Origin of the sequence: Pseudomonas sp. RGM2987 (assembly GCF_022952855.1) — a bacterium.
Taxonomy (GTDB): domain Bacteria; phylum Pseudomonadota; class Gammaproteobacteria; order Pseudomonadales; family Pseudomonadaceae; genus Aquipseudomonas.
In genome coordinates, this window is record NZ_JALJDX010000217.1 from 84,725 (window position 1) to 98,834 (window position 14,110).

Below are 14,110 nucleotides of genomic sequence, written 5' to 3' on the forward strand. Positions count from 1 at the left end.
CACTTGGCTTGGAAGCCGCTCGCTTGCATGCCAGCACAACCGGAATAACCATAGAATTATATGGTTCTTTCATAATAATCAGTCACTAATATAATCAATATGGCTTTCAGGCTCGGCCTTCGAACCTCGCCGGACGCAACACTGCTGACTCGATTTTTCGCTCAGTCTCTCCGAACCAACCCATGCCAAGGCCATTCATGACGTTCAAAAAATTCATCGTCGCCGCCAGTCTGCTGTTCGTTGCAGCGGGAGCTCATGCACAGCAAACCATCGATATCAGTTACCAGCGCTCCTCGACGCTATGGATTCTGCTCAAGCAAAACGGCCAACTGGAAGAACGCCTGAAACCCTTGGGCTTCACCGTCAACTGGCATGAGTTCAGCTCAGGCCTGCTCAGTTCCCTGAACGCTGGCAGCGTCGATTTGCATGCCGACGTGGCCGACGCCTTCGCACTGTTCACCCAGGCCGCCGATGCGCCGCTGACCTACTACGCGCGGGAAAATCCGTCATCCAGCGCACAAGCGATCATCGTTCAGGGCAATTCCCCCATCCATAGCATTGCCGATCTGAAAGGCAAGACCGTCGCGGTCTCCAAAGGCTCGGGCAGCAACTTCCTGTTGATTTGCGCCTTGAAAAAAGCCGGTTTGACCCTCGCAGATATCAATGCGCGTTACCTCGAAGCACCGGATGGCGGGGCGGCATTTGCCAACGGCAGTGTCGATGCGTGGGCCATCTGGGACCCGTTCCTGGCGACCCAACAACTGGATCACCATGTGCGCGTGCTGGCGGATGGCAAGGACGGTGTAGCCGATTACAACCGCTTCTACCTGGCGACGTCGAAGTTCGCCAACGCGCACCCGGACGTGCTGCAGGTCACCTTCGATACCCTGCGAGAGACCGGGCAGTGGGTCAAAGCGCACCCGCAAGAGGCCGCGAAGATTCTCGGGCCAGTGTGGGGCAACATTCCGCCCGCCACTGTCGAACTTGCGAACACTCGCCGCAGCTACGACATCGTCCCGGTCAAGCTCGATGAACTGGCCGAGCAGCAACGCATTGCCGACACCTATTACGCAGCGAAGCTGACGCCCAAGCCGTTGAAGGTTTCCGACATCGCGGTCTGGACTCCGAAGGCCAAGTAAGAAGACCACTTCTCATCCTTTGGGGTATCAGCATGAGCCGTCAAATTCACCTGTCTGCCTTCTTGTTGACTGGGCCGGTCATCCACAGTCACGCGGTGTGGCGCCATCCGGACACCGTCGGTCATTACCTCGATCCCGAGTACTACGCGCGCGTTGCGAAAGTCGTGGAGGAGGGGTTGTTCGACTTTCTGTTCTTCGCCGATCGCCTCGCAGTGGGTGATCAAATGGGCGGCTCGCGGGATCTGGCATTGCGTTATGGCGCCCAGGACGCGACACGTCTGGACCCTTTGCCAATCCTGTCTTACCTGATCGGGCAAACCAGCAAGCTGGGCCTGGGTGCAACCCGTTCGACGACCTACTACGAGCCTGCCCATATCGCCCGGGAGTTCGCCACCCTGGATCATTTGTCCAAGGGCCGCGCCGCGTGGAATATCGTCACCTCGATGAACGACAGCGAAGGGCAACTGTTCGGCAAGGACAAGCACCTGGAGCATGACCTGCGATACGACCGTGCCGACGAATTCGTCGAAGTGGCGTTGAAACTGTGGCGCAGTTGGGGGCCGGAAGCGCTCAAGCTCGACCGTGAAAGCGGGGTGCTGGCCGATCCGTCGAAGATCCGGTCCGTGCAGCACCGTGGCGAGTGGTTCAAGGTCGAAGGCCCGCTGAATATTCCGCGCACGCCCCAGGGGCGACCGGTGCTGATCCAGGCCGGCTCCTCCGGTCGTGGCCGGCGTTTCGGGGCGCGTTGGGCCGAGGCGATCTTCACCATTCACCCGCACCTGAGCGCCATGCGCGCTTTCCGTGATGACGTGCGGGCGCAGGTCGTGCAGCAAGGTCGCGAGGCTGACAGCTGCAAAGTGCTGACCGCGGTCATGCCGTTTATTGGCGGCACCGAAGCCGAAGCACGGGCCAAACGCGATCGACACAACGCACTGGCACGTCCCGAATTAGGGCTGGTCACGCTGGCCTCACAGCTCAATGTCGACCTGTCACCGTTTCCGTTATCCGCGACGCTGGCCGAGATTGCCCAATCGCCACTGATCCATCCAGCGGCGGCCGAAAAGCTGCTGATGCAAGGTGCCGACACCACGTTGGAGCAGTTGGGACGGATTTTCGCCAGCAGCGTTCGTGTGCCGCAACTGGTCGGCACCGGCGCCCAGATCGCCGATCAACTGGCCGAGCTGTTTCTTGGCGAAGGCTGCGACGGTTTCGTGGTTTCGCCGGGCTATCTGCCGGGTTCGTTCAGTGAATTTGTCGAAAGTGTAATTCCCCATCTGCAGCGCAAAGGCTTGTTTCGCCGCGCCTACGAGGGCTCGACGTTGCGTGAGCACCTGGGGCTCGGCGAGCTGAAGGACTGAGCTACCTCCATCAACCAAAGGGATATTTGCATGGCTGTTTTCAATCGATTGACCCGTCGTCACCTGCTGGGGCTGGCCAGTGTTGCCTTGGCGAGCCCGTTGCTGATGGCGTTGCCGCGCTCCAGTCGAGCGGCCGATGAACATGCCGGACACGCTGTCGATATCGGGCCTGCGCCGGCAGGCACCGGCGAGTTCATCCGGCTGGAGACACCGCGCGCGCTGAAGCTGGCCGTTAACCTCAATGCCGTTTGCCTGGCACCGGTGGTCATTGCTCACGGACAAGGTTTCTTCAAGAAACACAACCTCGATGTCGAGCTGGTCAACTTTGGCAATTCCACCGAAGTGCTGCTTGAAGCCATTGCCACCGGTAAGGCCGATGCCGGTGTCGGCATGGCGTTGCGCTGGCTGAAAGCGATGGAGCAGGGCTTCGACGTCAAACTCACCGCGGGCACTCACGGCGGTTGCCTGAGATTGCTCAGTGCCGTGAATGGCAACGTGCATAAACTCGAAGACCTCAAAGGCAAAACCATTGGCGTCACTGACATGGCCAGCCCGGATCGCAATTTCTTCTCGATCCTGTTGAAAAAGCATGGCATTGACCCGGTGCGTGATGTCGATTGGCGGCTGTATCCGGCCGATCTGCTGGGTACGGCGCTGGAGCGCGGGGAAGTGCAGGCCGTCAGCGGCAGCGATCCGTTCATGTACCGCCTGATCAAGACCGGCAAAGCCCAGGAATTGTCCACCAATCTGGTCGAGGAGTACGCCAATCTCAGTTGCTGCGTCGTCGGCGTCACCGGCAAATTGGTGCGTGAGGAAAAGCGCGTGGTGGCGGCCCTGACCCAGGCGATTCTCGAGGCCCACGATTATTCGGTGAAAAATCCCGAGGCCGTGGCCAAAGGGTTCCAGGCCTATGCGCTCAATACCTCCACCGAAGAAGTCGAGGCGATCCTGCACGACCATACCCACGGCCACCACGCCGTGGGGGCGTTGCTGACTAAAGAAATCACCACCTACGTCAGCGACCTGAAAACCGTAGAAGTCATCAGCCAGGGCACCAACGCCGGCGAGTTCGCCAAGGAGATCACCGCCGATGTCTTCAGCTGATGTTTCGACGTTGGCCGTATCGACGAGGCCGTGGACATTCAAACTTTGGCGACAAGGCGCGGTAGCGGTGACGGCATGGGTGGCGGTCGCGTTGTTGATCAGCTATTGGCCCAATGCCATGCGCCTCTGGCCGATGACCCAGGGCCTGGCGAATCTGTGCCTGGCCGTGGCGACGTTGATCGGGCTGCTGTGCATCGTCGGTCATTGGTCGGCGAAGGTCGCTACGCGCATACGCGCAGCAGGCGCCTGGTTGATTGCGCTGCCCATTCTGCTGGGCATCTGGGAACTGCTTACCGCCAAGCTGGGCCTGCTGCCGGTGCCATTCTTTGCGCCGCCGCAAGCGTTGCTCGCAGTGTACGTTGACGACTGGCCGCGCCTGGCCGACAGCTTGCTGCATTCGGCACTGTTGCTGGGAAGTGGTGTGGCGCTGGGTGCCGCGACCGGTTTTGTGGCCGGCGTGGCCATCGGTTGGTCGAGCAGTATCGGCTACTGGTTGCACCCGGTCTTGCGCATCCTCGGGCCGGTGCCTTCGACGGCATTGTTGCCGCTGTGCTTCTTTCTGTTCCCCACCAGTTGGAGTGCCAGTGTGTTTCTCATCGCCCTGGCGACCTGGTTTCCAGTGACGGTGCTGACCTGGTCGGGTGTTTCCAGCGTCGATAAGGCCTATTACGACGTGGCCCGGACCCTGGGCGCCAAGCAGGGGTTCCTGATCTTTAAAGTGGCGATCCCGGCGGCGATGCCCCACGTGTTTGTCGGTTTGTTCATGGGGTTGGGCGCCTCGTTCTCGACCCTGGTGGTCGCGGAAATGATGGGGGTCAAATCCGGCATCGGCTGGTACCTGCAATGGGCCCAAGGGTGGGCGGCCTACGCCAATATGTACGCGGCATTGTTGATCATGGCACTGGCCTGCTCGGGGTTGATCTCGGCGCTGTTCCTGATCCGTGACCGATTGTTGGCCTGGCAAAAAGGAGCGATGAAATGGTAGCCCAGGCACACGCAGCAACGGCCTCGGCAGGGTTGGCCCTGAGTATTGATAACCTGAGCCACGGTTTTACCTTGGACGGCCGGCACTTGCCGGTACTGGAGCGGATTTGCCTCGACGTGGCGCCCGGCGAGTTCGTCGCGCTGCTCGGACCTTCGGGTTGCGGAAAGTCCACGTTGTTGCGCCTGGCGGCGGGGCTTGAACCTGCCGATTGCGGCGCTTTGCTGGCTGATGGTGTGCCGATTGCCGGTCCGGACCCGAGTCGGGTCGTGGTGTTCCAGGACCCGACGCTGTACCCGTGGCGGCGGGTATGGGACAACGTCGCCCTTGGCCTGGAAGCCCAGGGCATTCTCAAAACCCATTCCGCCAAGGTCGATGCCGCACTCGAAAAAGTCGGCCTTGGTCAGTTCGCCCGGGCTTACCCGCGCCAGTTGTCAGGAGGCATGGCCCAGCGTGTGGCATTGGCCCGTGCGCTGGTCAACGAACCGCGCCTGCTGATTCTCGACGAGCCGTTGGGCAAGCTGGATTCGTTGACCCGTATCAGCATGCAAAAGGAACTGATCGATTTGTGGCAGCGCCAGGGCTACACCGCGTTGCTGGTGACCCACGATGTCGAGGAAGCCTTGCTGCTGGCCAACCGGGTGATCGTGCTCAGCGACCGACCGGCAGCGATCAAGGCGCAATTGACCATCGAACGGCCTTATCCGCGTCATCGCGACGATCCTTACCTGGTAGACCTGCGACGCCAGATCATGAGCTTGCTTGGGCTGGGTGAGAGCTGGTAGTTATGGGTTGAATGCCACTCTTTGCAGGTCACAGGGGCAAGCCCGCTCCCACATCAGATCTGTTACATGCTATCGACCGTATGCCATTGGGAGTTCATCGCGCCATGGGTTTCACTTCGTTGCATTGGGGGGCGTACCGTCCGCAGGTCGTCGATGGAAAACTGCAGGCTATGGTCCCGGTGGAGTGGGACCCGGATCCGTCGCCCATCGGTGCGTCGATTCCCGAGGCCATTACTTCACCGACGCGGATCATGCGGCCGGCGGTGCGGCGCAGTTATCTCGCTGAGCCCGGCGCTCACCCCGAGCTACGCGGGCAGGAACCCTTCGTCGAAGTGTCGTGGGACGTCGCGCTGGACCTGGTCGCCAAGGAGCTGAAACGGGTCAAGGCCGAACATGGCAACCCGGCGATTTTCGGCGGCAGCTACGGCTGGGGCAGTGCCGGGCGTTTCCATCATGCGCAAAGTCAGCTGCATCGCTTCCTCAATCTGTTCGGCGGCTATGTCTTCAGCATGGACAGCTACAGCCTTGGCGCCGGACGGGTCCTGATGCCGCACATCGTCGGCAACATGGATTGGCTGCTGGCGGCGCATACCTCATGGAAAAACCTGGCGCAGCATTGCGAGTTGTTCGTCGCCTTCGGTGGCCTGCCGGCGAAAAATGCCCAGACGAGCCCCGGCGGGGCCAGTGAGCATCTGTTGGCCCGTGCCCTGGATGAGATGTCCGAGGCCGGTGTGCAGTTCGTTAACGTCAGTCCCCTGCGCGATGATCTGACCGGGCCGACAAACAACCAATGGTTGCCGGTTCGCCCCGGCAGTGACACGGCGCTGATGATGGCGTTGGCCTACGTGCTGGTCAGTGAAGGTTTGCACAACGAGGACTTCGTTCGGCGCTACACCGTGGGTTATGAGCGCTTTCGCGAGTATCTGCTCGGCCATACCGACGGTCAGCCCAAAGACCCCTTGTGGGCGCAGGGACTGACGGATATTCCCGCACAGCAGATCATCGAACTGGCCCGGCGCATGGCCAGTAAACGGACCATGATCAACGTCGCCTATTCCCTGCAGCGTTCGGTGCACGGTGAACAACCCTTCTGGATGACCGTGACCCTGGCCGCGTTGCTCGGGCAGATCGGCCTGCCGGGTGGTGGCTTCGGCCTCGGCTATGGTTGCATGAACAACACCGGCAGCGGGCGCAAAGCGTTCTCCGGGCCGCGTTTTTCCCAAGGGGTCAATCCGGTCAAGGATTTCATTCCGGTGGCGCGGGTGGCGGACATGCTGCTCAATCCGGGGGCGCCGTTCGATTACAACGGCAAGCGGCTGCATTACCCGGATATCCGCCTGGTCTATTGGGCGGGGGGCAATATCTTCCACCACCATCAGGATCTCAATCGTTTACTGCAAGCCTGGACGCGCCCGGAAACCATCGTTGTCCATGAGCAGTTCTGGACCGCCCAGGCCAAGTATGCGGACATCGTCTTACCCGCCACGACGGCCCTGGAGCGCAACGATATCGGCAGTTCGGCATCGGACCGCTCCCTGATCGCGATGCACCAGGCAATCGAGCCGGTGGGAGAATCGCGGGATGATTATTCGATTCTGGGGGATGTCGCCGAGCGTCTGGGGTTCGGCGAAGCCTTTACCGAAGGTCGCGATGCCGAGGCGTGGCTGCGCTTTACTTATGACGAGTCGCGGGGCAGGGCGCAGGAACATGCAATTGAGCTGCCGGACTACGACACGTTCTGGCGAGAAGGACTGTTTGAAATCGCCTATCCCGACACCGATACAGTCTTGCTCAAAGCCTTCCGCGAAGACCCCGCCGCCAATCCGCTCCCGACACCTTCGGGACGGATCGAAATCTTTTGCGAACGCATCGCGAGCTTTGGCTACGCCGATTGCCCCGGTCATCCGGTGTGGCTGGACAAGCCTGCGAGCCGGTTTGCGCTGCAGCTAATATCGAACCAACCGAAAACCCGCCTGCACAGTCAATACGATCACGGTGCCTACAGCCGGGAATCAAAGATCCAGCAGCGTGAACCGTTGACCCTCAACCCCAGAGATGCAAGTGCTCGGGGTATCGTCGATGGCGATGTGGTCAAGGTGTTCAACGAGCGTGGCGCGTTTCTGGCCGGGGTGATTGTCTCGGACGCAATCCGTCCGGGTGTCGTGCAGATCGCAACGGGGGCCTGGTTCGATCCGTGGGGGCATGGTGAGCGAAACAGCCTGGATAAACACGGCAACCCTAATATGATTACTGCCGATATCGGCGCTTCGAGCCTGTCGCAGGGATGCTCGGCGCAAACCGCCTCGGTTGAGATCCAGAGGTGGGATCATGCGTTGCCTCCAGTAACGGCTTTCGAGCCACCGTCGATGATTTGAATGTTGTTGCGGATCGACGCCGAGGTCATCGAACTGAACGGACTTGATATGCGCTAAAAGAATATTAATTCAATTCATGATCAATCTTTTTCATGATTAGGATAGATCAACAAAGCATTTCACAAGCGCATTTCCAACGCATAAGGTCCTCCTCCAAAGGCCAGCAGCGCAGCCATCTTCGGGGGAATATCCAGATGACCACTTCACCACCACGACAACTCAAGTTCGGCGCCATCCTGACCGGCGTCGGAACCGCTCAGAATGAATGGCTGCACCCGGAAATACCCGGTGATGCGAGCATCGATATCGACTGGTATCGCCAGCAGGCGCAGCAAGCGGAAGCGGCGAAGTTTGACTTGATCTTCATTGTCGACAGTCCGTACATCACTCCGGAATCGGCCCCGCATTTTCTCAATCGCCTGGAGCCGCTGACGTTGCTGTCCGCCGTAGCGGGGGCGACGTCGAAGATCGGCCTGGTCGCCACGCTGACGACGTCCTATACCGAGCCTTTCAACGTGGCTCGGCAATTTGCCTCGCTGGATCTGATCAGCGGTGGTCGAGCCGGCTGGAATGTGGTCACTACCGGGCTTGAAGGCGCCGCCGGGAATTTCGGGCGCGAGCAGCACATTGATCACACCGAGCGCTATCGCCGGGCCGGCGAGCACCTGCAAGTGGTGCAAGGGTTGTGGGATTCCTACGAGGACGACGCCTTCGTGCGCGACAAGCAGAGCGGGGTATTTCTCGACCCGCAACGTCAGCACCGTCTCGATCACCAGGGCGAATTCTTTTCGGTCAGCGGGCCGCTGAACATCGCCCGTTCGCCCCAAGGCCAACCGGTGATTTTCCAGGCCGGGATTTCCGAATCAGGGCGCAACCTGGCGGCGAACTTCGCGGAAGGTATCTTCGCCGGAGTGGACAATTTCGACGATGCTCGCGCCTACTACGCAGACATCAAGCAACGCACCGCTGCCGCAGGACGCAACCCCGATCATGTGACGATTCTGCCGGGCATCGCCCCGATCATTGCCGACACCGACGAGCAGGCCCAGGCCATCGACCGCGAACGCCACGGTGAGCTGGATCTGCACAAGGCGCTGGTGCAGCTGGGGCGTCCGTTCAACTATCACGATTTTTCCCAATACCCGCTCGATGAACCCTTCCCGGAGCTCGGCGATCTGGGCAGCAATGGTTATCGCGGGCATGCCGAGCACATCAAGCGCGTCTCTCGTGAGCAACGGCTGACGCTACGTCAGGCGGCCTTACGATTTGCCGCACCGTTTTCGAATTTTGTCGGCTCACCGAAGACCGTTGCCGACGAGATCGAGCGCTGGTTTGTCGAAGGGGCCGTCGACGGTTTCAACATCCGGGTCGGTGCGCCGGGCGAGTTTGCCCGCTTCACCAACGAAGTCCTGCCACTGTTGCGTGAGCGCGGTTTGTTCCGCCGCGAGTACAGCCACAGCACGTTGCGTGGTCACCTGGGGTTGCCGGTGCCGGTCAATCGCCACAGTGCTGCCCGAGCTGCGCAAGCGACACCTGCCAGTGAACCGTTGCAAGCGGTAGAGGCATAACTGCAGCCGATCCGCTTGAGCCGAATGCCTGTCACGTCAATTGATCGCGAGGCCAGGCATTCGCAGAACTCAAGCTCAGCAATGAATCGAGGACCCGGCACGCAAGGCGCGCCTGGCGCAGGCGCGGGGCTGTACAGGGCATCCAAGCGACGCATTGAAAATGCAATTATCTAATAAACCAACCGTTAAATATTAAATAATATTAATTATTAAATTATAACTATTAAGACTTTTACAGAAGGTTTTTAGACGAATATCTTCGACTCAACAGATCTTCTTCTGACGACAACTCGACCCGACCCCTCGCACGGTGGAGGAGAGCCAAGACCTTACCCACCTGCGAGGGCTCCTGATCATGAACACCTGACCTCATTCCCCTTTGCTGTTGCGCGCGGCTTCTGACAGATGCCCCGACGCGGCTCCCAGCAACACTCACCCCTCGCGATCCCCGTGCCGGCAACGTCCGAGACAGGGAGTCGTTCGCCTTTGAAAAAAGCTCGTACGCCGAGTTCCTGATCAGGGTCTGCCCAAATGAGTCATGCCAACCGTTTTCCCCAAAGCATCTACACGCTCCCTTCCGACAACAATCGCCTGACCCTGGGCAGCGTTCCCAAGCACGACGATCCCTTGCTGGAGCGCCTGCATCGCAAGCAGCGCCTCGCGGCGGCTTATCGGTTGTTCGCCCGTTACGGCTATGAGGTCGGTGTGGCGGGGCACTTCACCGCTCGTGATCCGATCCATCCCGAGCAGTACTGGATCAACCCGCTCGGTGTGCCGTTCTCGCAAATCACCGTTTCCCATTTACTGCGTGTCGATAGCGAGGGTCAGGTGGTGGAGGGTGATGGCCTGCTCAACACCAGCGCCCTGGAGCTTCATCATGATTTGCAGCAGGCGCGCCCGGACGTCGTCGGAATCGCCCACCTGCATGCGTTCCATGGGCGAGTGTGGTCGTCACTGGGGCGTCTGTTCGATCCGATTACCGCCGAGGCGGGGGCCTTTGAGGGCGATCAAGTGTTCTTCCACCGTCACGATCTGCGTACCGCGAGCGGGGCACTGGAGCAGGACCGGGACATCGTCAGCCGAGCGTTCGTCGAGACCTTTGCCCAGAACAATCTGTTGATCTGGCAGAACCATGGCCTGTGGGTCACCGGTGAGACGGTGGAAAGCGCGGCCTGGCGCTTCATCCTCGCCGAAGATACGGCCCGCGCTCATCTGCTGGCGCAGTCGGCTGGCACGCCGTTGCTTGCTCAGGCGGACTCGCCAGAAGGTGCAAGAGACAAGGCACGTCATGAGTTTTTTGGTTGGCTCAACTTCCTGCCGCTGTGGGATTTGATCCGCACCGAAGAGCCCGATCTGCTCGACTGAGGAGTTGGCCATGCACACGCTCTCTCGTCGGCAATTGCTGCTGGCTACCGGTGTACTGGCGGCCGGCACACTCATCAATGCCCAAGCGGCATCCGTGCCCTTGCGGGTCTGGCGCTATAAGGGCATGGCCGCTTCATTTCTGGCGGATGCCGGGCAGGCGGATACGCCTTACCCGGTGGAGTGGGTAGACATCGGTGGCGGCAATCTGGTGCTCGAGGCCTTGACCAGCGGCCACTTGGACTACGCCTTCATGAGCGAGATCCCGCCGATCTTCGCCTCGATTGCCAAGGCACCGCTTGCGCTGGTCGCCGTCTACAAGGGCGATACCAACGACAGCGGCATCGTGGTCAAGAAAGGCGCGGGGATCCGCAGCGTCGCCGACCTGAAGGGCAAGACCATCAGCTATGTGCGGGCCACCAACACCCATTACTTCGTGCTCAACATGCTGCGCCGCAACGGACTGTCCCTGGCCGATGTGCAGGCTGTGCCGTTGCCGGTACAGGATGCCCTGACCGCATTTCGCAACGGTCACATCGACGCGCTGGCGACGGGTGGGATCAGTGTCTTGCAGGCCGTGAGCCAGATGGACGGCCAGTTGCTGGAAAACGTCAGCCACTACTCCTCTGGCAACTACGTGATCGCGACTACCGAGCAAGTGCTCGCCGACCCGCAGCGTCGCAGCCAGATCAGCGACTTTTTGCAACGTGAGAAGGCCACCTGGGAGTGGGTCAACACCCATCCCGAGCGCTGGGCGCAACGCAGCGAAGCGCTGACCGGCATCGACCGTGGACTGTACCTGCGCCAGTTCCGTCAACGCAGCCAGCCGACTCGCCTGGTCGGCACCGACGACAGTGCCATCGCAGCGCAGCAGCAGGTCGCGGATCTGTTTTTTGAAAGCCGCCTGATAAGCCAGAGCATCGATGTACGACCGCTGTGGCGCAACGACTTCAATCAAATTCTGAACAGTTGATTCCCCATGAAATCGAACGCTTATGTTTCAACGCTGCAACTCGCCCCCTTGATGTTTGCAGGCTTTTCCTTGCTGCCGGTGTATGCAGCCACCGATGAAACCCTGGACAGGGTGATTGTCACCGGGTCGCGCGGCAGCGAAGCGCGTACGGTCACCAGCAGCCCTTCGCCGATTGATGTGATCAGCGCGCAACAACTGGAAAAAACCGGTGCCAACAGCTTGCGCACGGCGTTGCAGAAAACCCTGCCGTCGTTTTCGCAGCGCCCCTCGGGGAGTTCCAACGACAGCATCGCCAGGCCTTACAGCCTACGCGGTCTGAATGGCTCCAACGTGCTGGTACTGGTCAACGGCAAACGCCGCCACAACAGTGCGGTGATCAACCTCGACTCCACGGCGGCCTACGGCACCAACCCGGTCGACCTGGACATGATCCCGATCAGCGCCATCGACCATATCGAAGTGCTGCGGGACGGCGCTTCGGCTCAATACGGTTCGGACGCCATCGCCGGGGTGATCAATATCATCCTCAAGCAAAATGACAATGGCGGTTCGGTCAGCACCTCTTACGGCGAGTACACCAAAGGTGACGGTGGCACCATTCGCCAGACCCTGAACAACGGTTTTGCGTTGCCCAACGACGGTTTCTTTAACGTCTCTCTGGACGCCAAGTCACAGCAGACAGCCGTGCGTGCACGGGACGCTACCGGCTCGTTCTATTACCGACAACCCGACGGCTCCGCCGACCCGCGAGAGGCCACGGCCGACAGGGACGTGCAGAAAAACGGCTTGCCAAAAATCAAGGCGTTTGGGGTGGCTTACAACGGCGAACTGCCTCTGGATGACGTCACCCTTTACTCATTCTCGACCCTGACCAAACGTGATGCGCGGGGCGGGCAGAATTACCGTCGGCCCAACTCCACCAACATCATCCCCGAGATCTATCCTGACGGCACGGCGCCGTTCTACACCCTCGAGGAAACCGACTACCAGGTCGCTGGCGGCGCCAAGGGGTTGGTGGCCGACTGGAACTGGGACTTGAGTTCGACCTTTGGCCGCGACAAGGGACAGGCCGGCGCCGATGAAACCCTCAATGCCTCCCTGGGGCCTTCGAGCCCGACGCACTTCGACAGCTACACCAACTATTTTGACCAGTGGACCAACAACCTCGACCTGACCCGTGCCTTTGAAGTCGGGCTGAGCAAGCCGCTGCAAGTGTCCGCGGGTCTTGAGCATCGGCATGAACGCTACAAGACCGAATCCGATGATCCGCTGTCGTTTATCAACGGCGGCTACATCTACCCCAGTGGTCCGTTGCGAGGCCAGCCCGCGGCAGTCGGCGCCCAGGGCGCGATCACCCTGACCCCGGAAGACGAAGGCCAGGCCAGCCGCAACAGCTACGCGACCTATGTGGACGTCGGGCTCAACCCGACCGAAAAATTCTATGTCGGCCTGGCCGGGCGCTTCGAGAGTTATGACGACAGCGCCGGTAACACCACCAGTGGCAAGCTCTCGCTGCGCTATGACTTCACGCCTGAGTTCGCTATTCGCGGCACCTTGAGCAACGGCTTTCGCGCGCCGTCGTTGTCGCAATCGGTGTATGCACAAACGGCCAACCAATACACCACCGTCAATGGCGTCCCGCAGTTCGTTGAAGCTAAATCGGAGCGTGTCGACTCACCATTGGCCAAGGCTCTGGGCGCTGAAGACCTGAGTCCGGAAAAGTCGCGCAACATCAGCGTCGGCTTCGCCTACAAGCCCGTGCCCGAAGCCAACATCACCGTCGATGCCTACCAGATCGAGATCAAGGACCGCATCGCCCAGACCGGCTTTCTGTTTGGCAACGGTGTGGACCAGATCCTTGTGGCCAATGGCTTCCGGCCCGGTTACCGGGTGAAGTACTTCACCAACGCGGCGGACACCACTACCCGCGGCGTCGACCTGGTCACTGATTACCGCGTCGATTACGGCGCATTGGGAAACGTCAAATATGGCGTGGCCTTCAACTACAACAAAACCGATATCGACAGCATTAAATCGACGCCGGCGGCGCTGACCGCTGTCGGTAGCAACCTGATGCTGTTCGACCGGGTGGCCCAGGGTTACCTGACGGTGGCCAACCCCAAGACCAAGTTGATCCTCAGTGCCAACTGGAAAATCGACCGGTTTGATATCAACGCCTCTGTCAGCCGCTACGACAAAGTCATCGCCCGAGATGTGAACCCCGATTTCGACGTCACCTACGGCGCCAAGTGGCTCACCGACCTGGAGATCGCCTACGACCTGACCCAAAGCCTGAACCTCGCCGTGGGCGCCAACAACCTGTTCAACGTCAAGGCCGACAACAACGCCTATCCGAACGGCGATATCAACGGCTTTCCGAAGTTCGGCAGCATCTCGCCGTTCGATCCCTATGGTGGCTTTTGGTACACCCGCGTGAGTTACAACTTCTGATGAGGACCCCGAC

Annotated in this window: 10 protein-coding genes; all 10 read left to right on the plus strand. The window is 60.2% G+C overall.

The window, feature by feature from the left end:
• Nucleotides 1-197: 197 nt before the first annotated feature.
• The 10 genes from RGM2987_RS22865 to RGM2987_RS22910 all read left to right on the plus strand — a co-directional run bounded on the left by RGM2987_RS22865 (nucleotide 198) and on the right by RGM2987_RS22910 (nucleotide 14,097).
• Complete coding sequence (locus RGM2987_RS22865) at nucleotides 198-1,139, plus strand: aliphatic sulfonate ABC transporter substrate-binding protein (RefSeq protein WP_245145081.1); 942 nt, start codon at nucleotides 198-200, stop codon at nucleotides 1,137-1,139.
• A 32-nt stretch (nucleotides 1,140-1,171) separates the two neighbouring features.
• Entirely contained in the window at nucleotides 1,172-2,497 is a 1,326-nt protein-coding gene (locus tag RGM2987_RS22870) for an LLM class flavin-dependent oxidoreductase (RefSeq protein WP_245145082.1), read from the plus strand.
• Between the two features lie 30 nt (nucleotides 2,498-2,527).
• Nucleotides 2,528-3,601 carry an ABC transporter substrate-binding protein gene (locus RGM2987_RS22875; protein ID WP_245145083.1) on the plus strand — a complete coding sequence of 358 codons (1,074 nt, stop codon included), beginning with the start codon at nucleotides 2,528-2,530 and terminating at the stop codon, nucleotides 3,599-3,601.
• Nucleotides 3,588-4,586, plus strand: a complete 999-nt coding sequence (locus RGM2987_RS22880; RefSeq protein ID WP_245145084.1) for an ABC transporter permease subunit — start codon at nucleotides 3,588-3,590, stop codon at nucleotides 4,584-4,586. The genes RGM2987_RS22875 and RGM2987_RS22880 overlap by 14 nt, the downstream gene beginning before the upstream one ends.
• Nucleotides 4,580-5,368, plus strand: a complete 789-nt coding sequence (locus tag RGM2987_RS22885; protein WP_245145085.1) for an ABC transporter ATP-binding protein — start codon at nucleotides 4,580-4,582, stop codon at nucleotides 5,366-5,368. The genes RGM2987_RS22880 and RGM2987_RS22885 overlap by 7 nt, the downstream gene beginning before the upstream one ends.
• Nucleotides 5,369-5,472: 104 nt before the next feature.
• The gene (locus RGM2987_RS22890) at nucleotides 5,473-7,743 is read left to right on the plus strand and encodes a molybdopterin guanine dinucleotide-containing S/N-oxide reductase (protein ID WP_245145086.1); all 2,271 of its coding nucleotides are present in this window, start codon (nucleotides 5,473-5,475) and stop codon (nucleotides 7,741-7,743) included.
• A 194-nt stretch (nucleotides 7,744-7,937) separates the two neighbouring features.
• Nucleotides 7,938-9,311 (plus strand): LLM class flavin-dependent oxidoreductase, encoded by a 1,374-nt coding sequence (locus tag RGM2987_RS22895; RefSeq protein ID WP_245145087.1) that lies wholly within the window; start codon nucleotides 7,938-7,940, stop codon nucleotides 9,309-9,311.
• Nucleotides 9,312-9,842: 531 nt separating this feature from the next.
• Nucleotides 9,843-10,676 carry a class II aldolase/adducin family protein gene (locus tag RGM2987_RS22900; protein ID WP_245145088.1) on the plus strand — a complete coding sequence of 278 codons (834 nt, stop codon included), beginning with the start codon at nucleotides 9,843-9,845 and terminating at the stop codon, nucleotides 10,674-10,676.
• Between the two features lie 10 nt (nucleotides 10,677-10,686).
• On the plus strand, nucleotides 10,687-11,646 hold the full coding sequence (locus tag RGM2987_RS22905) for an ABC transporter substrate-binding protein (RefSeq protein WP_245145089.1): 960 nt from the start codon (nucleotides 10,687-10,689) through the stop codon (nucleotides 11,644-11,646).
• Between the two features lie 6 nt (nucleotides 11,647-11,652).
• Nucleotides 11,653-14,097 (plus strand): TonB-dependent receptor, encoded by a 2,445-nt coding sequence (locus RGM2987_RS22910; RefSeq protein WP_245145090.1) that lies wholly within the window; start codon nucleotides 11,653-11,655, stop codon nucleotides 14,095-14,097.
• Nucleotides 14,098-14,110: the final 13 nt, after the last annotated feature.